This is a genomic window from Castellaniella sp. S9 (assembly GCF_027257175.1).
Classification (GTDB): Bacteria; Pseudomonadota; Gammaproteobacteria; order Burkholderiales; family Burkholderiaceae_B; genus Castellaniella.
Genome location: NZ_JAPFGD010000002.1, coordinates 24,652 through 46,957 on the forward strand (window position 1 = coordinate 24,652; position 22,306 = coordinate 46,957).

Annotated in this window: 22 protein-coding genes; 8 read left to right on the plus strand and 14 right to left on the minus strand. The window is 66.1% G+C overall.

Going from position 1 to position 22,306, the window contains the following annotated elements; genetic code table 11:
- Window positions 1–39: 39 nt before the first annotated feature.
- The 3 genes from OOZ48_RS02765 to OOZ48_RS02775 form a co-directional block, all read right to left on the minus strand.
- Complete coding sequence (locus OOZ48_RS02765) at window positions 40–585, minus strand: carboxymuconolactone decarboxylase family protein (RefSeq protein WP_269495445.1); 546 nt, start codon at window positions 583–585, stop codon at window positions 40–42.
- Window positions 586–770: 185 nt separating this feature from the next.
- Window positions 771–1,793: an ABC transporter substrate-binding protein gene (locus OOZ48_RS02770; protein WP_269495447.1), complete on the minus strand. Its 1,023-nt coding sequence runs from the start codon at window positions 1,791–1,793 to the stop codon at window positions 771–773.
- Window positions 1,794–1,800: 7 nt separating this feature from the next.
- The gene (locus OOZ48_RS02775) at window positions 1,801–3,657 is read right to left on the minus strand and encodes an SLC13 family permease (protein WP_269495449.1); all 1,857 of its coding nucleotides are present in this window, start codon (window positions 3,655–3,657) and stop codon (window positions 1,801–1,803) included.
- A gap of 165 nt (window positions 3,658–3,822) precedes the next feature.
- Between OOZ48_RS02775 and OOZ48_RS02780 the strand changes: the two genes are divergently transcribed.
- The 4 genes from OOZ48_RS02780 (at window position 3,823) to OOZ48_RS02795 (ending at window position 5,764) form a co-directional block, all read left to right on the plus strand.
- The gene (locus OOZ48_RS02780; protein ID WP_269495451.1) at window positions 3,823–4,659 is read left to right on the plus strand and encodes an aldo/keto reductase; all 837 of its coding nucleotides are present in this window, start codon (window positions 3,823–3,825) and stop codon (window positions 4,657–4,659) included.
- Between the two features lie 101 nt (window positions 4,660–4,760).
- The gene (locus OOZ48_RS02785; protein WP_269495453.1) at window positions 4,761–4,919 is read left to right on the plus strand and encodes a DUF5993 family protein; all 159 of its coding nucleotides are present in this window, start codon (window positions 4,761–4,763) and stop codon (window positions 4,917–4,919) included.
- Between the two features lie 34 nt (window positions 4,920–4,953).
- Complete coding sequence (locus OOZ48_RS02790; protein WP_269495455.1) at window positions 4,954–5,187, plus strand: hypothetical protein; 234 nt, start codon at window positions 4,954–4,956, stop codon at window positions 5,185–5,187.
- 55 nt (window positions 5,188–5,242) lie between these two features.
- The gene (locus OOZ48_RS02795) at window positions 5,243–5,764 is read left to right on the plus strand and encodes a disulfide bond formation protein B (protein ID WP_269495457.1); all 522 of its coding nucleotides are present in this window, start codon (window positions 5,243–5,245) and stop codon (window positions 5,762–5,764) included.
- 10 nt (window positions 5,765–5,774) lie between these two features.
- Here the strand turns inward: OOZ48_RS02795 and OOZ48_RS02800 are convergent, their stop codons facing one another.
- A complete protein-coding gene (locus OOZ48_RS02800) occupies window positions 5,775–6,536 on the minus strand; it encodes an IclR family transcriptional regulator (protein WP_269495459.1) in 762 nt (253 codons plus the stop codon).
- Between the two features lie 144 nt (window positions 6,537–6,680).
- Between OOZ48_RS02800 and OOZ48_RS02805 the strand changes: the two genes are divergently transcribed.
- Window positions 6,681–7,916, plus strand: coding sequence for a glycoside hydrolase family 88 protein (locus OOZ48_RS02805; RefSeq protein ID WP_269495461.1), 1,236 nt, complete (start codon window positions 6,681–6,683; stop codon window positions 7,914–7,916).
- Window positions 7,917–8,022: 106 nt separating this feature from the next.
- On the opposite strand, the gene OOZ48_RS02810 is transcribed toward OOZ48_RS02805, so the two are convergent.
- The 10 genes from OOZ48_RS02810 to OOZ48_RS02855 form a co-directional block, all read right to left on the minus strand.
- Window positions 8,023–9,096 (minus strand): Ldh family oxidoreductase, encoded by a 1,074-nt coding sequence (locus OOZ48_RS02810; RefSeq protein WP_269495463.1) that lies wholly within the window; start codon window positions 9,094–9,096, stop codon window positions 8,023–8,025.
- Window positions 9,093–9,548: a MaoC family dehydratase gene (locus tag OOZ48_RS02815; RefSeq protein ID WP_269495465.1), complete on the minus strand. Its 456-nt coding sequence runs from the start codon at window positions 9,546–9,548 to the stop codon at window positions 9,093–9,095. The genes OOZ48_RS02810 and OOZ48_RS02815 overlap by 4 nt, the downstream gene beginning before the upstream one ends.
- Window positions 9,549–9,559: 11 nt before the next feature.
- Entirely contained in the window at window positions 9,560–10,753 is a 1,194-nt protein-coding gene (locus OOZ48_RS02820; RefSeq protein WP_269495467.1) for a CaiB/BaiF CoA transferase family protein, read from the minus strand.
- 5 nt (window positions 10,754–10,758) lie between these two features.
- Complete coding sequence (locus OOZ48_RS02825; RefSeq protein ID WP_269495469.1) at window positions 10,759–11,925, minus strand: acyl-CoA dehydrogenase family protein; 1,167 nt, start codon at window positions 11,923–11,925, stop codon at window positions 10,759–10,761.
- A gap of 20 nt (window positions 11,926–11,945) precedes the next feature.
- Entirely contained in the window at window positions 11,946–12,731 is a 786-nt protein-coding gene (locus OOZ48_RS02830) for an enoyl-CoA hydratase/isomerase family protein (RefSeq protein ID WP_269495471.1), read from the minus strand.
- Between the two features lie 5 nt (window positions 12,732–12,736).
- Complete coding sequence (locus tag OOZ48_RS02835; protein WP_269495473.1) at window positions 12,737–13,162, minus strand: MaoC family dehydratase; 426 nt, start codon at window positions 13,160–13,162, stop codon at window positions 12,737–12,739.
- 2 nt (window positions 13,163–13,164) lie between these two features.
- A complete protein-coding gene (locus OOZ48_RS02840; protein ID WP_269495475.1) occupies window positions 13,165–14,148 on the minus strand; it encodes a TRAP transporter substrate-binding protein in 984 nt (327 codons plus the stop codon).
- Window positions 14,149–14,213: 65 nt separating this feature from the next.
- Complete coding sequence (locus OOZ48_RS02845; protein ID WP_269495478.1) at window positions 14,214–15,485, minus strand: TRAP transporter large permease; 1,272 nt, start codon at window positions 15,483–15,485, stop codon at window positions 14,214–14,216.
- A complete protein-coding gene (locus OOZ48_RS02850) occupies window positions 15,482–16,108 on the minus strand; it encodes a TRAP transporter small permease (RefSeq protein ID WP_269495481.1) in 627 nt (208 codons plus the stop codon). The genes OOZ48_RS02845 and OOZ48_RS02850 overlap by 4 nt, the downstream gene beginning before the upstream one ends.
- 51 nt (window positions 16,109–16,159) lie before the next feature.
- On the minus strand, window positions 16,160–17,338 hold the full coding sequence (locus OOZ48_RS02855; RefSeq protein ID WP_269495483.1) for a fumarylacetoacetate hydrolase family protein: 1,179 nt from the start codon (window positions 17,336–17,338) through the stop codon (window positions 16,160–16,162).
- A 240-nt stretch (window positions 17,339–17,578) separates the two neighbouring features.
- Between OOZ48_RS02855 and OOZ48_RS02860 the strand changes: the two genes are divergently transcribed.
- From OOZ48_RS02860 to nirB, 3 genes are all read left to right on the plus strand, one after another.
- A complete protein-coding gene (locus OOZ48_RS02860; RefSeq protein WP_269495485.1) occupies window positions 17,579–18,652 on the plus strand; it encodes a GGDEF domain-containing protein in 1,074 nt (357 codons plus the stop codon).
- A gap of 240 nt (window positions 18,653–18,892) precedes the next feature.
- Complete coding sequence (locus OOZ48_RS02865) at window positions 18,893–19,717, plus strand: formate/nitrite transporter family protein (RefSeq protein WP_269495487.1); 825 nt, start codon at window positions 18,893–18,895, stop codon at window positions 19,715–19,717.
- Between the two features lie 59 nt (window positions 19,718–19,776).
- On the plus strand, window positions 19,777–22,305 hold the full coding sequence (gene nirB / locus OOZ48_RS02870) for a nitrite reductase large subunit NirB (RefSeq protein ID WP_269496298.1): 2,529 nt from the start codon (window positions 19,777–19,779) through the stop codon (window positions 22,303–22,305).
- Window position 22,306: the final 1 nt, after the last annotated feature.

The window sequence follows — 22,306 nt, forward strand, 5'->3', positions numbered from 1 at the left end:
ACCCTTGATGAGGTCGAAAGAGTCGTTGACCGGCGGTGCCTACAGTGCGTGGGCGGTGGTGCCGCCCTCGCCGATCTGCAGGGCCTGGTTGAAACGGTTGAAGAAGCCGCACAGCGTGATGCGCAGCGTCAGCTCCACGATCTGCGATTCGGTGAAGACCTCGCGCAGGCGGTCGAACAGCGAATCCGGCAGCCGCTGCGCGGATTGCGTGACCGCGGCGGCGTACTCGACGACGAGCCTGTCGGTGTCGGTGAGGGGGGCGGACGTGGTGCCGTCGATCAATTGCTGCGGATCCTCGATGTCCAGCCCCTGGACCTGCAGGCGCGGCGTATGGCCGACGACACAGTACTGGCAGCGGTTCAGATGCGAGGTGACGATGATGGCCAATTCCGCATGCCGCAGCGAGATGCCTTGCCGGTTCTTCAGGGTCAGCAGCATGTCGAACAGGTGTTCCGCCGCGGGCTCCACCTGTGCAAGCACCCGGAATTGCTCCGCGAAATGATCGCTGCCCAGCGTGTAGTGGGGAAAGAGCGCCTGGAGCTTGGGACTCAAGGATTCGACGGCGGGTTCGGAGACACGGGGCATGGTGGGCTCGGCTGGATGCGTGGACGAACTGCGAAGCAGGCTGTGGCAAAGATCAATGACAAAGGGGCCGCAAGCGGCCCCGAGGCACGGGTACGGTGCCGACGACACCCGCGTGGATATGCGTCGTTATTCTATGCAGTCCTGGAAAGCCATTCCAATATCGGATCCCTATATCCTTATACTGTTTAGTCATACAACGATTGCGACGCCCGGGCTGCCTGGGCATAAAGAGCCGGCAACTGGATGCCTCGCGCGGCCAGGCGGGCGGGCCGCAGCGCGATCTGGAATTCCAGGCTGTCCTCGGGCGGGGGCAGGGGGGTGCCGTCCCGGATCGAGGCGAGAACGTCCAGCGCCTTGCGCGCCGCTTGTTCCCCCAGGCCATAGGGCGAGGGAATCACCGCCAGCGCGCCGCCCCCGGCGACGAAGCTTTCGCGCACGCCAACGGCCAAGGGCTTCGATTCGCGCTCGGTCCAGTCCGCCACGAACAGCCTGTCGGTCTCGGTGGGATCCTCGGGACCCCTCGGCAGGCCGCCGGTACTCAGCACGAGAAGCACGTCGGTGTCGCGCGCGGCGGCATGCACGGTAGCCTGCCAGGCCTCGAAGTCGTCCACCAGGTCCACCCCCAGCAATCGATGCGGGCCCCAGTCGAAGCTGCGCACCTGTTGTCCCTCCGCCTGGCCGGTCGGGTCGTCGATGCCCAGCGCGCGGATGCGCAGCGCCGGCCGGCCCAGGTGGCGCAGCAGTTCGACGATCTGGGCGAGCGGCAGGGCCTCGTGGACGCCGGTGACGTTGCCCGCCGTTGTATAGCCGAAGCTGGCGGGGTCCTCGCCCATTGCATAGACCAGGCGCGGACCGGGCCGGCCGGCGTAGTGGCGGCCGACGTGGACCTGGGCCTCCTCGCCGATCGCCACCAGCACGTCCGGTTCCCAACTGTCGACGGCGCCCTGGTTGCGCCGGCCGGCAGCCGCCCATTGCGCGGGGCTCATGTCCCCGGAGAACGACATATAGCGCCAACGCACGGCGATCGGCCGGCGGTTGCGGGCCAGCTCCCGCTGGATGCCGGTGTTGACGGCGGTTTCCCAGGGTCCGGTTTCGGAAAAGGAGTGCAGGATGAGCATGCGCGGTTTTTGATGGTTGAAGGCGACCAGCAGCGCCAGCAGCAGCACCGTGAACAGGCTTGCGAACACCAGGGCCAGGCGGTTTTTCATGGCGGCCTCAATACAGTCCCAGCCATCGCCAGTACGGGATGGACGCATAGGCCAGCACGACCCGCAAGGGGTTCAGCCACCAGGCGTAGTGAAAGAACAGCGTCTCGTCGCAGCGCGCGCGCAGGCCGCCGGCCAGCACCTGCTGGAAGGAGGAATTCTGGTGCGGCATGAACCAGATGTCGGAGAACAGCGAGGTCAGGAACAGGACCACCCAAGGGTGGATGCCCTGGTCCATGCCGATCGGCATGAGCAGCGTGGCCGACAGGATCATGCCCGCGGTCAGCGGCAGCGCCAGGCGCAGCAGCAGGGTCACCGCCAGCGCGAGCAGGATGAACCAGCCCAGCTGGCCGCCGATCCAGTCGAACCGGTGGCCGACCGTGTCGATCATCACCTCGGTCAGCCCCAGGTAATGGATGGCCTGGGTCAAGCCGTCCAGGGCCAACAGGAAGAAAATCAAGGGCCAGTCGATCCCGGTCTGGAAGCCGCGCTTGTCGAACAGGCCCAGCGCCAGCAGGCTGGCCAGCACGAAACCGGCGAGCCAGGCCGGCTGGGACTGGTGCCACTGGGGCACGGCTGCGCCGCCCAGGAACAGCAGGAAGGCCAGCGCGGCCACCCATTCCTGCGGCCGCAGCCGGCCCAGCACCGCGATCTGGCCGGCGATGCGTTCCGCCGGCAGGGCGCGGCGCGGTGTGTCCGCGCGGAACAGAAAGCGCATCGCCAGCAGGTGGCAGGTCAGCAGCCCGACGGCGACGACGCCGGCGCCCACCAGCCACCAGATGCCCTGGAATTCCTGCCGCACCTGGATCGGCAGCATCGTGAAGGCGGCCAGGTTGGAGGATTTCGCGGTCAGCAGCAGCGGCGAAAACAAGGTGGCGCCGGTGAAGGTGGCGATCATGAGGCCGGTGGCCTCGCGGCTGTGCGCGGGGGCGGCCAGGCTGTCGTCCATTTCACGGTACAGCGGCAGCAGCAGCGCGAGGCGCGCGTTCGAGGACGGCATGACGATGGACAATACGAAACCGAAGGCGGTCAGGGCGCTGCGGTGCCAGAACGGCGAATCGGGCAGTCGGGCGAGTATCCCCAGCATGACGCGGTAGGCCAGCCCGGAACTGACCAGGACCGCCGACAGGGCGTACACCCCCAGCAGCAGCAGGAAGGTGCGCGAATAAAAGCCGTGCAGCGCCACCTGGGCCGGTACCAGGTCGATGAACAGCATCGCCACCACGGCGATGATGGGCGGGATGTATTCGTCGACCAGCGAGAACAGCCACATCAGGGCCGTCATGGTGAACAGGCCCAGATAGACCGCGCTGTGCTGGGGCAGGCCGAGGTGGCCGCCCGCGTACCAGGCCAGCAGCGGCAGGGTCAGCGTGGCCACCCAGCCGATGCGTTGCTTCAGCGGCAGGGGCGCCGGGGCCTTGGGGGCGGGGGCCTGTGTGTCGGGGGGCGGCAGTTCGCCCAAGCGCGCCGCCAGGCCCAGCAGCGCCCCCGATCTGATCCGGGGGTCGCGGGCGGCCGGTGCCGCCAGGGCGCTGCGCGGCAGGCGCAGGGCCGAGACCGCGGTCGCCGCCCGCGCCGTTGCGAGGTAGCGTGCCTGCCCGGCCGGGGCGTCGGCCAGGGCCTCGGCGCCGAGGTCGTCGCCGGGACCGAGCGTGCGGCGCGCCTGCGCCGCGATGAGTTCGGCCGCGCCGTCCAGTATCCGGTAATAGTGGTCGGCGGGCTCGCCTGCCCGGATGATGTCGGTGCCGGCGGGGAATTCGCAGCACTGGGCGGCGGCCAGCAGCCGGGCGTGTTCCTGCGGCGTGCAAGCGGCCAGCAGGGGGCATTCCCGCAGGGCGGTGGCGATCTCTGCCTGTGTGAGTGACATCCCGTTGAATCCGTATCTATTTTTTTCCGGGCCTCGCCAGCTTAACTCAGAAAGTGCGGCCGCAGGCTCGGGGCTTGCACCCAGCGCGCTGCGCAAGCGGCTTCGGCGCGCCGACGGCATAATGTCGCTATAGGCTCGTTTCCACCGGTTTTCCCAGGAGATTCCATGTCGATTGTTTCCGTCCCCACCGTTACACTGTCCAACGGCGTCCGCATGCCGGGCATCGGCCTGGGAACCTGGCCGATGGACGATGCGCAGGCCGCGGGCGCCGTCGCCTCCGCGCTGGCCGCGGGCTATCGCCTGATCGATACCGCCGAGAACTATGGCAACGAGCACGGGGTGGGCGAGGGCTTCCGGGCCTCCGGGGTCGCGCGCGACGAGGTGTTCCTCACCACCAAGTTCAATCGCCAATGGCACAGCAAGGACGGCGTGCGCCAGGCCTGCGAGGCCAGCTTGCGCCGCCTTGGCATGGATTACATCGACTTGTTCCTGATCCACTGGCCCATCCCGGACCAGGATCGTTACGTCGAGGCTTTCCAGGGCATGACGGCGCTGGTCGAAGCCGGTCTGGTGCGCGCCATCGGCACCTCGAACTTCAAGGTCGCGCACCTGCAGCGCCTGTTCGATGCGGGCCTGGTGCCTCAGGTGAACCAGATCCAGCTGGACCCCTACCATTTGCGGCCGGACATCGTGGCGGTGCACCGTGACCGCGGCATCGTGACCGAGGCCTGGGGGCCGCTGGGCCGCGCCGGCAGCGGCATGATCAATGACCCGGCCATCGCAGCCATTGCCCGGCGCCATGACCGCACGCCGGCCCAGGTGCTGTTGCGCTGGAGCGTGCAGTCCGGCTATGTCCCGGTCCCGAAATCCGCCGATCCGGCACGCCAGGCGCAAAACCTGTCGGTGTTCGATTTCACCCTGTCGGACGAGGACATGGCGGCGATCGATCGCCTGGACCGGCACGATCCCCAGATGCTCGACTCGGACGTATACGGGCATTGACCGGACGGGGGCGGCGCACGATGTTGCCGCCTCGCCCCTGGTGTAATCGGCGGCGCCTCACCTACAATGTGTCACTTCGTAAACCGATGACGGGGCGCCCCATGATCATGATGTTGCCTTTCCTGACCGCCTTGCTGGCCATAGGCTTTGCCATCAGCGGACGGCGCGGCGCGTGCATCGGCCTGTGGGTCGTGACCTTGCTGGTTTTCGCGGCCTGGTGCCAGTATCACATGACCGGCGTGCTTCCCATTTCCCTCTAGGGCCTGTTCACACTAATTAAGGAGTCGCGAAGCCATGAAAAATCTGGCTGAACAAGGCGCCTGGCGCAGCGCGTATGTCCATACGCGCAAGACGGGCAACGCAGGGCAGGCGGATTTTTCATGGCTTCCCGCAGGGTTGAGTCTGAACGCCGCCGCCCGCTGCGTTGTCCATCCTCGCAAGGCATTGAGCCTTGCTGCGGTGGACGCCTTGCGCTCGACAGCGTTCAGACCCAACGCGATCTCCTTAATTAGTGTGAACAGGCCCTAGGCGGACGATCATGGCAGGCGATATTTTTTCGGGTTCACGGCGTTTTTCGGATGGGATGAATGCGCTCGGCCTGGCGGCCGTCTGCGGCGTGCTCCTCATGGCCTTCATCTGGCAGGTCGCCTTCGACGAACTGCCGTGCCCCTTGTGCCTGCTGCAGCGGGTGGGCTTCGTGCTGGTGGGCATCGGCCTGCTGCTCAATGTGCGATTCGGGCCGTCCCCCCTGCATTACGCCCTGATTCTCTTTTCCGCCCTGGCCGGCGCGTTTGCCGCCGGCCGCCAGATGCTGCTGCATATCGGCCCCGCCGACCCGGGCTACGGCTCGCCGTTCCTGGGACTGCACTTCTATACCTGGGCGTTCGTGCTCTTCGTCCTCGCCATGGCCTGGACGGCGGCCATGCTGGTGATCGATCGGGCCTGCGCCGATGCGCCGCGAGTGCGCAGGAACGGGCCGCTGGTCCGGGCGATCATCTGGCTGTTCTTCGCCCTGGTCGCCGCCAACCTGGTGTCCACCCTGCTGGAATGCGGCTTTGGCGCCTGCCCCGACGATCCGGTGTCCTATCTGTGGTGGCCCCGCTGAGGCGGGGACACTAGGCCCGCATCCTCATCCGCGCGCGGATCTGCTGGGCGACCTGAACGATGCCCTGGGCGATGGATTTTTCCCGTTTCTTGTCCAGCCGGTCGGTGGGTATCGACGTGCTGACGGCGATCCGCCGTCCCAGCGGTGTTTTCCCCGCGTAGGCCGCAAAGCAGATGAGGCCGGCGGCGACTTCCTCGAGGTCGCGGGCCAGGCCGGTCTGGCGCACCTCGGCCAGTTCGCGCAGGAGGATCTCGCGTCGGGTGATCGTGCGTTCGGTGACGGCCGGCAGCCGGGCCGGCAGCAGCCGCAGGATTTCCTCGTCGGGCAGCTGCGCCAGCAGCGATTTGCCCAGGGCGCAGGTATGGACGGGCAGCCGGGATCCGAGGTCGGAGACCAGCCGGACAGGGCGATGGGCGTCCTCGCGGGCCAGATAGACGACCTCGCCGCCCTGCAGGACGGCAAGCTGGACGACCTCGTTGTGCTGCTCGACGAAGGCGGTGGCCACGGCACGGAAGGTGTTCTGCAGGCCGTCGTGGTGAATGTACGAGCAGCCGAGCACGTAGAGGCCGATGCCGACCACGTAGCCGCTGCCTTGTTTCTCGATCCAGCGGCGCTGCTCCAGCGAATCGAGCAGCAGATAGAGCGTGCTTTTGGCGAGTCCCGTGTGCTGCGCCAGTTCAGTGGGACGTACCGGCTCGTTGCGGGAGGCCAGCAGGCGCAGGATCGCATCGGCCCGGTCCACGGCGGGGGCGGCGGATTTGGGTACGGTCATCTCATCCATCGTCGTCCAATATATCGGAAATTAGAACAATCTATTGTTCCACTTCGGCAGTCTATATACACTTCGCTGCAAAGTCCAAGGATTTCGCAATGGGGCAACCCGCTATTCATCGACAAGTTCAAGGGAGCTGAACATATGAATCAAGAGGCTGCGGCCGCCGGACAGGCCTTGCCGAACGACATGCGCGAGCTGTTCGACCGAACGCTTGATCGCGTGGCGCAGAAAGTCGCCGAAGACGAGCCCCGCCTGGGCGTGGAGTTCCCCTACGTGACCTTGCCCGACGGGTCCTGGGACCTGCTGCCGGCCTCCGTGTCGGCCGGCTACACCGGCGAGGCATGGAGCCACGGCAACTGGTTCTGCGGTTTCTGGGTGGGGCTGCTGCTGGCGTCCCATCTGCATACGGGCGACCCGCGCTACATGACCTGGGCGCGCGAACGCATGCGCCTGGTGGCGCAGCGCGCCGACGACGGCAACACGCATGACATCGGCTTCATCTTCGAAAGCAGCGCGGTGCCGGGTTTTCACATCACCGGCGATGACTGGTATGCGCAAATCGCGCTGCGGGCCGCCGACCGGCTGCGCGCGCGCCTGGTCACCACGCCGGGGGGCGCCTACCTGGCCTCGTGGGGGCCGATGGATGATCCGCGCGGGCGCCGCAGCTCGGCGATCGACACCATGGCCAATTTGCCTCTCTTGTATTGGGCGGCAAACCATAGTGGCGACGGCAGCTATCGCATGGCGGCCGATGCGCACGCGGCCATGACGGCCAAGGGTTTCCTGCGTCCCAATTGGTCGACCTACCACGCGGTCGAATACGACGAGGCCACCGGCCGGCGCACGCGCGGCTTCACGTTCCAGGGGGCGGGGGACGAATCCGATTGGGCGCGCGGGCAGGGCTGGGCCATCTACGGCTATGTCGAGTCCCTGCGCGAGACTCGCAAGGCGCGCTATCTGGATCTGGCGGAAAAGACCGCCAACTACTACCTCGAGCGCCTGGGCGACCGCCTGGTGCCGCCCTGGGATTTCGATGCCGAGGGCGCGGATGCCGAGATCAAGGATACGGCCACCACGGCAATCGTCGCCTCGGCCCTGATCGAGCTGGGGACCATTCACCCGGATCGGGCCGCGCGCGCGGCCTGGCGCGCCCGCGGCCTGGATATGCTGGCCGGCCTGTGCCGTGAGGAATTCGCGGACGATCCCGCCCATCGGGGGCTGCTGCGCAACAGCTGCTATTCCCGGCCGCACAAGCAAGGCGTGGTCAGCGCGACCATGTTCGGGGATTACTTCTTCGTGGAAGCCCTCTGCCGGGCGGTGATGCCGGGCCGCTTCCTGCCGGCCTCCTCGCCGGTCACGCCCGCGGCGTCGGTCTGAGACTCCCAGCCCGATAGACAGCGACCCAGGCCGTTTCCGAGCCTGGGTCGTTTTCTTTGGGACCGAGCCGCAGGCAGGCGCCATGCCTGGCAGCGTTTCGTTGGCGTCAGCCCGTCGTCGTCGTCAGCGACCGGATCCGCTCGTACAGGTGCCGCGGAATGCTGACCTCGCCGGTCGCGAGGGTGCGCTGACGGGCCTCGTAGCGCCGCTGCGAGGGCAGCCGTGCGCCTTGGGCGATGATGGATTCGAAGAGCCCCTCGGCACGGTCGAAATGCTGGGCGCGCTCGGCGCCCAGGAACACGTCCGGGTCCAGCGCCACGATCAATTCCCCGTGCAGGGGCGTCAGCCCTGCGCCCTCGTCGACCTTGATCGATTCGGCGCTCAGCAGGTCGCCGAGCAGGGGGCCGGTGAGGAGTTCGACCATGGTGGACAGGGCCGAACCCTTGTGTCCGCCAAACGTGCGCAGCGCTCCTTTCAGGGCGGCCGTCGGATCGGAGGTGGGTTGGCCGTCGCTGTCCACCGCCCATTCCAGCGGGATGTCCTGGCCGGCAAGCGCGTGCATCTGGATGTCGCTGCGCGCGATCACGCTGGTGGCAAAGTCAAAGACATACGGTATGCCTTGAGGGCGCGGCCAGCCGAAGGCGATGGGATTGGTGCCGAAGGTCGGTTTGTTGCCGCCCTCGGGGGCCACGCAATTGACCCCCTGCGTCATGACCAGGCCGATCAGGCCGCGCTCGGTCAGGGCCTCGACCTCTGGCCAGAGGGCCGAGAAGTGATAGCAGTTCTTGATGGTCATGATCGCAACGCCGGTCTTGCGCGCCTTCTCGACCAGCACGGGCAGACCGGTCTGGAAGCTGAGCAGGGAATAGCCAAATCTGGCGTCCATTTGCAACAAGGACGGCGACCGATCGTTGACGACCGGGACGGCGTCGCGCACGAGCGGGCCGCGGCGGATCAGCTGGACGGCCCCGGGCAGTTGATGAAAGCCGTGGGAATGGCATTCATCGCGTTGGGCCAGGGCCATGGCCTCGATCACGGTTTCAGTGTGCTCCGGCGAGAGCCCATTGGCGAGCAGCGCCTCGACCCCCATCTGGCGCAGTGTCTCCAGGGGCAGGCTGATTCGGGCGTCCGCGTCGGGGCCATTCCGATCCGCGTGTTTTTTTTCTGGGAGAGGATTCATGTCTTGAACTCCAGTTCCTTGAGGGCCGATTGGCCCGTCAGCACGCACTGGCCATCCTGCTTGTGTACGGTGGTGTGGATGACGATGATGCGCTTGGCGGGCTTCTTGTCGACGACTTTCAGTTCGATCGTCAAGGTGTCCCCGATGTGGACGGGACCGCTGAAGCGCAGATCCTGCCCGACGTACACAAAACCTGCACCCGTCAGGCGCGTGTGCGCCGTCGAGATCAGCGCGCCGGTGAACAAGCCATGGACGACACGGTGGCCGAATACGGTCCGCGAGGCGAAGTCCTCATCCATGTGCAGCGGGTTGTTGTCGCCCGACAAGGCCTCGAATACGCCGACGTCGACCGCGGTGACGGTTCGGCTCAGTGTGTACTGGCGGCCGATCTCGATGTCGTCGAATCCGAGCATGGCGGCCTGCTGGCCTGCGGGTTGCGTGCTGGTCGTCATGACTGCTCCACCTATTTTTCGGGGGTTGTGCGCAGTTGGGTGGCGCCCTCGGCGGCCAGGGCCTGGATGTCCTCGTCGCTGTAGCCGGCCTCGGCCAGGACTTCGTGCGTGTGCTCGCCCAGTTGCGGAGGCGTGCGGCGCAGGGGCGGTGCCTTGCCATCGTACCGTACCGGATGGGCCAGGACACGGATGGTGCCCGCCCCGGGATAGTCGATCGGCAGGATGACCTCATTGTGCTGCACCTGGGGATCCACCTCGACTTGTTCGTACTCGTTGACGGGCGCATACCAGATGCCGTGGGTCTCGAACGTCTCCATCCAGTGCTCGGTGCTGCGCCGGCGCAGGGCGTCGCAGACGATGGCGTGCACCTCGTCGCGCTGTTCCATCGCGCCCCGCGGGCCGAAGTCCGCGAGTTCCGGCCGCTCGAGCGCAACCGCCAGGGTCTCCAGCGGCGAGATCGAGATCGCAATCCAATGGTCGGCCGTGCGGTAGGTGCCGTACGGCGCGCCGTGAAAGCGGCTGCCCATCGCCGGGCTGCTGCGCTTCCACAGCGGCCCCTTGTTCATGTAATAGCAGAACGGTTCGATCTGCAGGTCCAGGGCGGCGTTCAACAGGTTGCTCTCGACGCGGGTGCCCTGGCCGGTGCGTTCGCGCTGATGCAGCGCGGCGAGTATGCCGAAGGCGGCCAGGCTGGCGGCGTGCTGGTCCACGATGGCCGAGCCGACGGGCACCGGGCCGGCCTCGCCGTCGCCCGAGAGCATCGTCAGCCCGCTCATGGCCTGCAGCAGCAGGTCCTGGCCCGGGCGTTTCAGATAGGGGCCCGAGGATCCATAGCCCGTGCACGAGCAATAGACGAGACGCGGGTTGATGGCCTTGAGCGCCTCGTAGCCGAGTCCGAGCTTGTCCATGACGCCCGGCCGGTAGTTCTCGACCAGCACATCGGCCTCGGCGGCCAGGCGCTGGGCGATTTCGAGGCCTTTCGGGTTGCGCAGGTCGAGGGTGATGCTGCGCTGGTTGCGGTTGGCCAGCATGAAAAAGACGCTGACGCCTTCGACGAAGGCGTCAAATCCCGCCCACTGACGCTCCCAGGCGCCTTGGGCGGGTTCGATCTTGATGACGTCCGCACCAATGTCGGCCAGCATCTGGACGGCCGACGGCCCTTGCAGGAAGTGCGTGAAACTGAGAACTTTGATGCCTTCTATCATGGCCTTCAGGTATCCATTTGGGAAAGAAGTTCGCGCGAGATGATCATGCGCTGGATCTCGGAGGTCCCCTCGACGATCTCTAGCACCTTGGCATCGCCAAAGGCCCTCGCGACCGGGTATTCAGTGATGATGCCATAGCCGCCGTGAATCTGTATGGCCTGGTGGGTGGCCTCCATGGCCTTCTCGGTGGCAAAGAGCTTTGCCATCGAGGCTTGTTGGGCAAACGGCCGACCTTGATCCCTGCGGGCCGCAGCGTCGTACAGCATCAGGCGCGCGGCATGAGCGTGAACTGCCATGTCGGCCACCTTGAACTGCAGGGATTGGAAATCAGCGATGGGGCGTCCGAACGCCCGGCGCGTCTTCATGTAGGACAGCGAGCGGTCCAGCGATCCTTGCAGCAGACCCAGGGCCAGCGCGCCGATCAGGATGCGGCCGGTGCTGATCTGGGCCAATGTCTGGCGCAAGCCTGCGCCTTGTTCACCCAATAGATTATCGGCCGGAATCCGGCAATTGCGAAAGACGAGCTCGAATGTGCTGGAGGCCCGCCAGCCGATCTTGCGCAGCTTGCGGCCATACTCGAAACCCGGCGTGCCGTTGGGCACGATGAAGTTCGAGATCTCTTTGCGGCCGTTGTCGCGTGCGCCGGTGACGGCCGCGATCACGACAGGGCCGGTGACCTCGGTGCCGCTGTTGCTGATGAAGGTCTTGGCGCCGTCGATGACCCACTCATTGCCCTCGCGTCGGGCGCGGGTCGAGATATTGGCGGCATCGGACCCTGCATCCGGTTCGGACAAGCCGATAGCGCCCACCTTGCGGCCATCCAGGATCGGGGCCAGGTATTGCTGCTTTTGTGCATCGGTGCCGTAATTGCTGAGCAAGCTGGCAACCGTGGAGTTCGCCATCAATGAGTTGGCGACCGCGCAGTCCACGCGTGCGAGCTCTTCCAGGACGATCGTAAAAGAGACCCAGTCGCCGTCACCGCCGCCGTACTCCTTGGGGTATGGCAGCCCCGTGAAGCCCAGTTCACCGGCCATTTTCCAGATCTCGTACGGAAATGCCTGGTCTTCCCAGAGGGTTTCGGATTGTGGGGCAATTTCGCGTTCCGCAAAACGCCTGACGGTGTCGCGAATGAGTTCGCGCTCGGAATCCAAATGGTTATCGTCGGTCATCATGGTTTCTCTCGGTAGTCGTTTTACTTCGTTTTCTTGCGGCCTTGCTGCAGGAAAGCCTCCAGGCCGGCCAATGCATGTGGTGTTCCGAAGTTCGCCGTGTAGCATGCGGCCTCGAAATCCATGCCGGCTGCCAGGGGCAGTTCGCCGGCGCGTAGCACGGCCTGTTTGGCCATGCGCACGGCAAAGGGGTGGCCGTTGGTGAACAATGAGGCGAAGGCCAGTGTCTCGTCCTCGAGCGCATCGGGCGCGCAGACGCGACTGACCAGTCCCCAGGCTTCGCACTGGGCCATAGGGTATAACTGGCCCGACAGCACCATTTCCATGGCGTGGGCCATGCCCAATTTGGCGACGGCCAGTTGTGTGCCGCCCCAGCCGGGCAGGGTGTCCAGCCGGATTTCGGGGAAGCCGAAGACGGCCTTGCTGGAGGCGACGATAAAGTTGCATGCCAGGGCCAGCTCGAAGCCGCCGCCCAAGGCGTAGCCGCCCACCATCGCGATGGTGGGTTTGGGGGCTTCGTGCAGGCGCAGCATCAGACGCTGGCCACGGGCCATGTCTGCGTGGGCTTGCATGGCGTCCAGGCCGGCAAGGCGTGAAATATCGTTGCCGGCAGAGAACGCCTTGCCGCCCGCACCGGCAAGGACGATGGCCTTGGTGGCGTCGTCCTCACAGGCTTCGGATACGGCAATTTCCAATTGATCCAGCAGCTCGTTCGAAAAGGCGTTGAGCTTTTCGGGGCGGTTCAGCGTAATGACGCGAACCGCCCCGCGCTGGTTGATGAGCACAGGGGCGGTTGTCGAGCTTGACATGGCGGTCAGAGCACCTTGAGGTAAGTCTTGCCCTGGGTCACCACCGTTCCATCTTGGTTGGTGACAGTGGCCTCGAAGATGCAGGTATTGCGGTCTTCGTCCTTTTCGATCAGGGTGAGCTTTGCGGTCACGGTGTCGCCGATGTAGACCGGCGCCTTGAAGGTCACGTCGTACCGATACGAGACCCCGCCGGGATCGGGCGCCTTGGCCGCCATGTAGCCCATGACCGTGGAGATGAACCCCACGGACAGGGCGCCTTGGGCGATGCGCCGACCGAACTGCGTCTGCTTGGCCTGCACCTCATTGAGGTGCACGCCGTAGAAATCCCCGACGATTCCGGCAAAGCCGTAGACATCATATTCGGACACTGTCTTGGCAAAATCCGCCGTGTCGCCGATTGCATAGCAATCCATGTGGGGGCGCTTCGCCATGTTTACTGCTCCTTCGCTTTCTGAACTTCGTCGTACAGAGCCTGGCCGTTCGGGATGTCCTTGAGCAGGGCTTCGACGACCGGCGCGCTGGCTTCCTTGAGCGTGCTGAGATCGGTCTCGACGACCGTCACGCCGGCGGCCTTCATCTGCTCGATGGAATCCGCGTAGGACTTCTTGTAATAGTCGCGGCCGTGGGCGAGGGCCTCCGTCGCGGATTCCTGGATGATCTTCTGGTGCTCAGGAGAGAGCTTGTCCCACTTTGCCTTGGAGATGATCAGCAGGGCGGGCAGGTAGTGCACCTTGGTCAGGTTGTAGTATTTCGACACCTCGATGAACTTGTCCATGACGAACTGGTCGGGCGAGGTGTCGCCGCCGTCGACCACGCCTTGTTGCAGCGACAGGTACACGTCCCCGTAGGCCATGGGCGTGGGCAGGGAACCCAGGGCCCGGTAGGTCTCGACGTAGCCGGGCGACTGCATGACGCGCAGCTTCTTGCCTTCCATGTCGGCTTTGCTGTTGATGGGGCCGGCCGAGAACACGTTGCGTTCCATCAGCGACAGGAAGCCCAGGCCCACGAGCTTGTACTGCGGCAGCATGTCGAGGAAGGTCTGGCCGACTGGGCCCGACATCACCTTGTTGCCTTGCTCGAAGCTGTCGAACAGGTAGGGAATATCGAACAGGCTGTATTCCTTGATGGTGTTGGTCAGCGGGGCCTGTGCGGTGATGAGCATGTCCTGGACGCCCGAGCGCGCCGCCTGGATCATCTTGACCTCGCCGCCCAACTGGGACTGGGGGAACACATTGATCGTGATCTCGCCGTTGGATTTCTGCTTGGCGAGCTCGGCCATGCGCTCGCTGGTGGCCTGATAGTGGCTATCGGGGGCCAGCGTATGGCCCAGATTCAGCGTGACGGCCGCCATGGCGCCGGAGGCCGAGAGGGCGGCAAGCGAGGTGAAAGTGGCCAGTGCAATGGTCTTGAGTTGCATGGATAAAGTCTCCGTTGTAGTACTCGAGTGGGGTTGAGGGAGGAGGTGATCTGTAGCGGCACGCATCAGTGCATCCAGGTCGTCAAGGCAGGCACGTAGCTGATGATCAGGATATTGACCACCAGGACGCCCAGGAACATCAGCAGCGGCCTCATCAACTGCTCGAGGCGCACGTTGGCTACCTGGCAGACGACAAAGAGATTGATGCCGACCGGGGGCGTCACCATGCCGACCGCCAGGTTGACGATCATGATCGCGCCGAAGTGGATCGGATCGATGCCGAACTGGATCGCCGCGGGTGCCAGGATCGGTGCAAGGATGATGATCGCCGCCAGGGTTTCCATCAGCATGCCGACGACGAACAGGGACAGGTTGACCAGCAGCAGGAAAAAGATGGGGCTGTCCGACGCGCTGGTCAGGTAGTGGCCGAGCTTGTGCGGCACCTGGTTCATGGTCAGGATGTAGGCAAAGATCGCCGCGAAGGCCACGATCATCAGGATGATCGCCGAGGTCACCGCCGAGCGACCGAACACGTCCAGCAATTGGCTCCATTTCAGCTCGCGGTAGACGAACAGGCCGATGAACAGCGCATACAGCGCGGCCACGACGGCGGCTTCGGTCGTCGTGAACAGGCCGCCGTAGATGCCGCCCAGGATGATGACCGGCATCATGACCGCCAGCGACGCCTCGACAGAGGCGCGGCCCACGTTGCGGAACCATTCCCTGAAGGTGATCTTCTGCACGGCGTCGAAGCCCACCAGCCGGGCGCGCACCCAGACGACGGCCATGAGCGACAGCCCGATCATGATGCCCGGGAAAATGCCCGCCAGGAACAGCGAGGCGACGGACACGTTGGCCGACAGCGCATAGACGATCATGGGGATGGACGGCGGCAGGATTACGCCCAGCTCACCGGACGAGGCGGTGATCGCCGCCGCGAAATTGCGCGGATAGCCTTTCTTTTCCATGGCCGGGATCAGCGTGGAGCCGATCGCCGCGGTGGTTGCGGACGAGGACCCCGACATGGTCGAGAAGAACATCGTGCTGAGCACCACGACCGAGCCCAGGCCGCCCCGCACCCAGCCGACGATGGCGTTGGCCAGGTTGACCAGCCGCTGGGCGATGCCGCCGGACTGCATCAGGTTGCCGGCCAGCACGAAGAAGGGGATGGCCATCAGGCTGAACGAGTCCAGGGCCTCGAATGCGCTCTGGGCGAGGATCAGCAGCGGGATGTCCTGGGTTTGCAGGGCAATGACCGAGGACAGCCCGAGCGTCACCGCGACGGGCATGCTGACCGCCAGGAAGGCGACGAATCCAATCATCAGTATCGAGATCATGCGCGCGCCTCCGCCTTCGCTGCGTTGTCCATGCTTGCCAGCGCCGACTCCAGTTCATCGTCAATGGCGGCGTGCCGGATGTCCTTTCCGTTGATGCGCGCCTCGAGGATCAAGGCCAGGGTATTGATGATCAGCAGCACCCCGCCGACCGTCATCGACGCGTGCAGATAAGTCAGCGGCATCTGCAGCACGGGCGAGTTCTGCGACTCGCCGAACTCGATCCATTCCAGCCCCACCCAGCACAGCACGCCATAGAACACCAGCGACAGGGCGTGTGCGAGGTACTTGAGCGAACGGCCGAGGACCGCGGGCAGGTAGGTGACCAGGGCCTCGACCCCGATCAGCTTGCCGCTGCGCGCGGCGACCGCCCCGCCCACGAACACGGACCAGATCATGAGATAGCGCGAAACTTCCTCGGTCCAGGATGCGCGGATATGGAGGTCCATGTGTGAAAACACGAAGCGCACCAGGATGCCGAGCGTCACGGACAGCACCATCGCCACCAGTGCCAGGCCGCACAGCTTGACCAGCCCCTTGTTCATGATGTCCACGGCGCGCAGCAGGCGTCGGCCGCATTCATGCCTGCGCATTGGATCAGGCGCCATTTCGCTGGCGGCTTGCATGGTTTGTCTCCTGTATTGTCTTCAATAGGGTCTCCGGTCGGGCTTGTGTCATCATCTGCGATCCACGGCGATGCCGCGGCGCGCCAGGTTGCCATAGAGCGCGCGGATGCCGAAGGTCCAGGGTGGGATCCGGTTGGACCGCTGGACTTCGTTGACCAGCGCCCCCAGCAGCGGCGACGAGATCGTGACGATGTCGCCCAGGTGGTGCGTGAAGCCGGCGCCGGGGGTGCCGCGGTCGGTGATGGGCGAGAACATCGTTCCCAGGAACAGCATGAAGCCGTCCGGATACTGGTGATGGTCGCCGTAGGCCTGGTTGACGAGGTCCAGCGGGTCGCGGCTGATCTGATTCATGTGGCTGACCGCCTGCAGCCGGAAATTCTCCGGCCCCTCGATCAGCAGCGACACCTCGGCCTCGCGCACCGAGTCGATGGTGAAATGTTCGTCGAACAGGCGGATGAAGGGGCCGATCACGCACGAACCGTTGTTGTCCTTGGCGCGGCCCAGCAAGAGCGCGCTGCGGCCCTCGATGTCGCGCAGATTGACGTCATTGCCCAGGGTTGCGCCTTTGGCGCGGCCCTGGCTATCGACGGCCAGCACGATCTCGGGCTCGGGATTGTTCCATTCCGAATCGGGGTGCAGGCCGATGTGCTGGCCCATGCCGATGGACGCCATGGGCGGGGCCTTTGAGAAAATCTCGGCGTCCGGCCCGATGGCCACCTCCAGGTACTGCGACCATTCGCCGCGGCGGATGAGTTCTTCCTTGAGCTGCTTGGCGCTGTCCGAGCCGGGCTTGACGGCGGACAGCTCGGTGCCGATCGCTTGCTGCAGCGATTCCCGGATGGCGTTGGCGCGCTCGGCATTGCCGCCCGCCTTTTCCTCGATCAGGCGCTCGAGCAGGCTGACCATGAAGGTCACGCCCGAGGCCTTGACGACCTGGAGGTCGCAGGGCGCGCACAGGACCGCAGCCCCGGCGGCGGTTCGCCGGTCGAGGCTGGCGCGGATCAGGTCCTCGACCGAGCCGATCGGCGTGCCGCGCAGGCTGCGGACGTACCCGGCGCAGTCGTCGCGGTCCAGCAGGTCGGCCATGGTGGGCGCATCCGTCGAGATGTCGAATACCTGGCCGTCTCTCACGACCACCACGCTGGGGCCGTCATCGGGCTCGGGGCGCCACACCCTGCCCACCAGCAGCGCCCGGTCCAGGTCCGCGGGCAAATGGCTGACTTTGTTCATGGTCTCGGTGTCCATCGTTGACTATCGGGAAACGGGGCCAGTCTACCGACACGATCCAAAATGAACAATCTACTGTTTTTATTTCTAATATGTTGGAATTTAGGCGGCAGGCACCCGATATCGGAAAGCGGTCTTTTTCAACTACACCAATCACAATGGTGATACTATGTAACAAAAGAAGCCTGTCCCCCCAAGGAAGCCATCGCCGCCGGCACAGGGCGGCCATCATGCGAGGGTCCGATGCCGAATCGCCCGCCGTCCAATCATGAGCCCGGCGACGTGGTCGGGGACCCGAGCCGGATGCAGGCTCTGGCCGATTGCCAGATCCTCGATACCGAACCCGAGGCGGCCTTCGACGGCATCGTCAAGCTGGCCGCCGCCGTGTGCGCCGCGCCGGTTGCGCTGCTCGTCTTCGTCGATCACGAGCGGCAGTGGTTCAAGGCGGAAACCGGCCTGGGCGTGCGCGAGGCGCCGCTCGATGCGTCGGCCCATCGGCACGCCCTCCTGGAGGCCGACCTGCTGATGATCGACGATACGCGAAACGATCCGCGCATCTCGGCCAACCCCCTGCTGCGGCTCGCCGGCCGCAGCCTGCGTTCCTATGCCGGCGCCCTGCTCAAGTCAGGCCCCTACCCGCTGGGCATGCTGTGCGTGCTGGACGAGCGTCCTCGCGCCCTCGGAGCGGGCCCGCTCGAGGCCTTGGCGCTGATGCGTGACCAGGTCGCGCACCTGCTGGAGCTGCGCCGCAGCCACTTGGCCCAGCACCGCATCGTGCGGGCGCTCGACGAAGCGCGCAACGAGCTGCAGCGCCAAGTTCATCGGGATCCCTTGACCGGCCTGCTGAATCGCCGCGCACTCGAGAGCCGCCTCCAGCTGGCGCTGGAATCCATGCCGGCCGAGGCGCCGTGCGGCGCGGTGCTGATGCTCGACCTGAACGAATTCAAGCAGGTCAACGACACCTACGGGCATCTGTGCGGCGACCGGGTGCTCAAGCGGGTGGCCGAACTGTTGCGCGAGGCGACGCGGGCGAGGGACGTGATCGGGCGCTGGGGCGGCGACGAGTTCCTGCTGTTGCTGCCTTCCACGGACCTGCAGCAGGCCCTGGACGTTGCCGAGCGGATATCCTACGCGCTGGCGCGCGACTTTTCGGTGGGCCATGCCGGCGGCCGCATCTCCGCCAGCATCGGCATCGTACCGATGACGGGGTTCCAGTCGGTTGCGGGCCTCGTCCATACCGTCGATACGGCGATGTACGAGGCCAAGCGCTCGGGAGGCGGCGGGCCCCGGATCAAACTCACCGTCCGACCCGCCTGACGGGTCCGGGCGCACCGTCCTGGTGCGGCGCACCATCCGAAGGCGCCCGCCGGCCCGGCCGCCGCGGCCCCTTGCCGGCCTCTTTCCTGCCGATTTGTCCCTCAGGGCCTGGAGGAACCGGGCTCGCGCGGCCGGCGCCCGGCCGGCCCGGAAATCTGGCACGCCAATTGCTTTAAGCCTTCATGAAGGGCCGGGCGGTCGTGGCGCGGCCGGATTCCATGTTCGAGGGAGAGCACCATCATGTATCACGAGACCATCCGCGGATTCGTCGCCGCAGGGGACCGCAAGCTCGCGCAGGTGCGCGAGGCGCCGCAGCGCTTCTTCATCGCCAGCATGCTGGCCGGCGCCTATATCGGCGTGGCCATCCTGCTGATTTTCACGCTGGGGGCGCAGGCCCCGGCCGAGTTCCGCAAGCTGGTGATGGGCGGTGCCTTCGGGCTGGCCCTGATCCTGGTCGTGATCGCCGGCGCCGAGCTGTTCACCGGGCACACCATGATCATGGCCCTGCGGCGCTACACAGGGCGCGGAACCTGGGGCGAAGCGGCGCAGACCCTGGTCCTGAGCTGGACCGGCAATCTGTGCGGCGCGGCGGTACTGGTGGGCTTGTTCGTGATGGCGGGCGGCGGCGGGCTGCTGGACGATCCGCGGGGCCTGGTGATGGCCGCGGCCGCCCAGAAGATGAACACCGGCGCCGCCAGTCTCTTTGCCCGCGCCGTGCTGTGCAACTGGCTGGTGTGCCTGGCGCTGTGGATGTCGGCGCGCGTGTCGTCGGACAGCGCCCGCTGCATCGTCATCTCATGGTGCCTGCTGGCCTTCATCGCCTGCGGCTTCGAGCACTGCGTGGCCAACATGACGCTGTTGCTGCTGGCGCTGGCGGGCAATCATCCGGAGACGGTCGGCTGGGCCGGTCTGGCCTGGAACCTGGGTTGGGTGACTCTGGGCAATATCGTGGGCGGCGCGGTGTTCGTGGGCGGCGCCTATTGGGCGGCCAGTCCGGCCGCGCGGGCGGTCGAGGCGTCCCTGCCCGAAGGCGCCGCCGCGGCCTCGGCCGCGCCCCGGTCTTGATGACGGAGGCGATGCGCATGAAACCGGACGAGTTGCCCCCCGACATCGCGCCACGGGCCTTGCGGCTGGTCGTGATCGGCCACGGCATGGTGGGCCAGCGCCTGCTCGAGGAATTGGCGAACCAGGGCGCGCCCCATGACATCACGGTGTTTTGCGGCGAACCCAGCCTGGCCTACGATCGGGTCCGGCTCAGCCAATGCTTCGAGGACGCGAGCGCCGCGGAACTGGCCCTCGCCGACGCGGATTTCTTTGACCGGCATGGCATCCGCGTGCTGCGCCATTGCGCGGCGGCCTGGATCGACCGGGCGAAACGCTGCGTCTTTACGGCCGACGGGCAGGCCCATCCTTATGACCGGCTGGTCTTCGCGACAGGCTCCCTGCCGTTCATTCCGCCGATCGAGGGCAGCGACCAGCCGCACTGCCTGCCGTACCGCACGCTCGAGGACGTCGAGGCGATCCGGCAAAGCGCGGCGGGCAGCCGCAGTGGCGTGGTGATCGGCGGCGGCCTGCTCGGCCTGGAGGCGGCGCGGGCCTTGCACAAGCTCGGCCTGGATACGCACGTGGTCGAGTTTTCGCCCCAGCTCATGGCGATCCAGCTGGATGCGGCCGGCGGGCGCCTGCTGTGCGCCGACATCGAGGCTCTGGGTATCCACGTGCACACGTCGCGGATGACGGCGGCCATCGGCCGGGGGCTGCGCTCGCGCTACCGGCTGCGGTTCTCCGAGGGCGGCTTCCTCGAGACCGATATGGTGGTGTTCTCGGCCGGCATCCGGCCGGCGGACCGCCTGGCGCGCAATTGCGGGCTGGTGGTGGGCGAACGCGGCGGGGTGGTGATCAACGATCATTGCCAGAGTTCCGACCCGGACATCTATGCGATCGGCGAGGTCGCCAGCTGGCGGGGATCGACTTTCGGCCTGGTCGCGCCCGGCTACGACATGGCACGGGCCTGCGCCGCGCACCTGTTGGGGCGCACGGAGCCGCGTTTCGTCGGCGGCAATCTCTCGACCAAGCTCAAGCTGCTGGGCGTGGAGGTCGGTTCGATTGGCGATGCGCACGGACGGACGGCCGACAGCGTGAGCTGCGTGTTCGAGGACGCCTTGTCGGGGGTGTACCGCAAGCTGGTCGTCGATCGTGCGGGCAAGCGCCTGCTGGGCGCGGTCCTGGTCGGCGATACGTCGGCCTTCCCCATGCTGGACCAGTATTTCAGCAACCGGCTGGACCTGCCTCGCGATCCCGCCGCCCTCATCGCCCCCGCCGCGGCGCAGGTGCCGGCGCTGGGCGTGGATACGCTGCCCGATGCGGCACAGATCTGCTCGTGCAACAACGTCAGCAAAGGCGCGCTGCGCGATGCCATCGCTGCGGGCTGCACAGGCCTGGGCGATCTCAAGGCCCGGACGCGGGCGGGCACGACGTGCGGAGGTTGCGCGCCGCTGGTCAAACAGGTCCTGGATGCCGAGCTTGTGCGCCTGGGCGTGGCCGTGGACGACAGCCTGTGCGAGCACTTCCCCTACAACCGCCAGGCGCTCTATCACCTGGTACAGGTCAACGGCATCCGCGATTTCAAGACCCTGATCGAGCATCACGGCACTGGGCGCGGGTGTGACATCTGCAAGCCGACGGTCGCGTCCATCCTCGCCTCGTGCTGGAACGAGTACGTGCTGTCCCCGCGGCATGCGGCCTTGCAGGACAGCAACGACGCCTACCTCGCCAATCTGCAGAAGGACGGCACCTATTCGGTGGTGCCGCGCATTCCCGGCGGCGAGATCACACCCGACAAGCTAATCGTGATCGGCGAGGTGGCCCGCAAGTACGATCTGTACACCAAGATCACCGGTGGCCAGCGCATCGACCTGTTCGGCGCGCGCCTCGAGCAACTGCCCGCCATCTGGCAGGACCTGATCGATGCCGGGTTCGAGTCCGGCCATGCCTACGGCAAGGCCTTGCGCACCGCCAAGTCCTGCGTGGGCAGCACCTGGTGCCGCTATGGCGTGCAGGACTCCGTCGGCATGGCGATCCGGCTGGAGGAACGCTATCGCGGCCTGCGCGCACCGCACAAGATCAAGATGGCGGTGTCCGGCTGCACCCGGGAATGCGCGGAGGCGCAGAGCAAGGACGTGGGCGTGATCGCGACCGAGAAGGGCTGGAACCTGTACGTGTGCGGCAATGGCGGCATGCGCCCGCGCCATGCCGAACTGCTGGCCAGCGACCTGGACGATGCCGGCCTGATCCGCGCGATCGACCGTTTCCTGATGTTCTACATCCGCACGGCGGCGCGCCTGCAGCGCACGGCCGCCTGGCGGGAAAGCCTCGAGGGCGGCCTGGATTACTTGAAGCAGGTCATCCTCGAGGACAGCCTGGGCATCGGCGATGAACTCGAGGCGCAGATGCGGGCGCAGGTCGACACCTATGAGTGCGAGTGGGCGCGCACGCTCAAGGATCCGCAGGCGCTGCGTCGCTTCCGGCCGGTGATCAACGACAGCCGTCCCGACGAGCACGTCATCCACGTGCGCGAGCGCCATCAACCGCGGCCCGCCACGACGGCGGAGCGGGCCGCGGCGCTCGAAGGCGCCGATGCCGGTCAATCCTGAG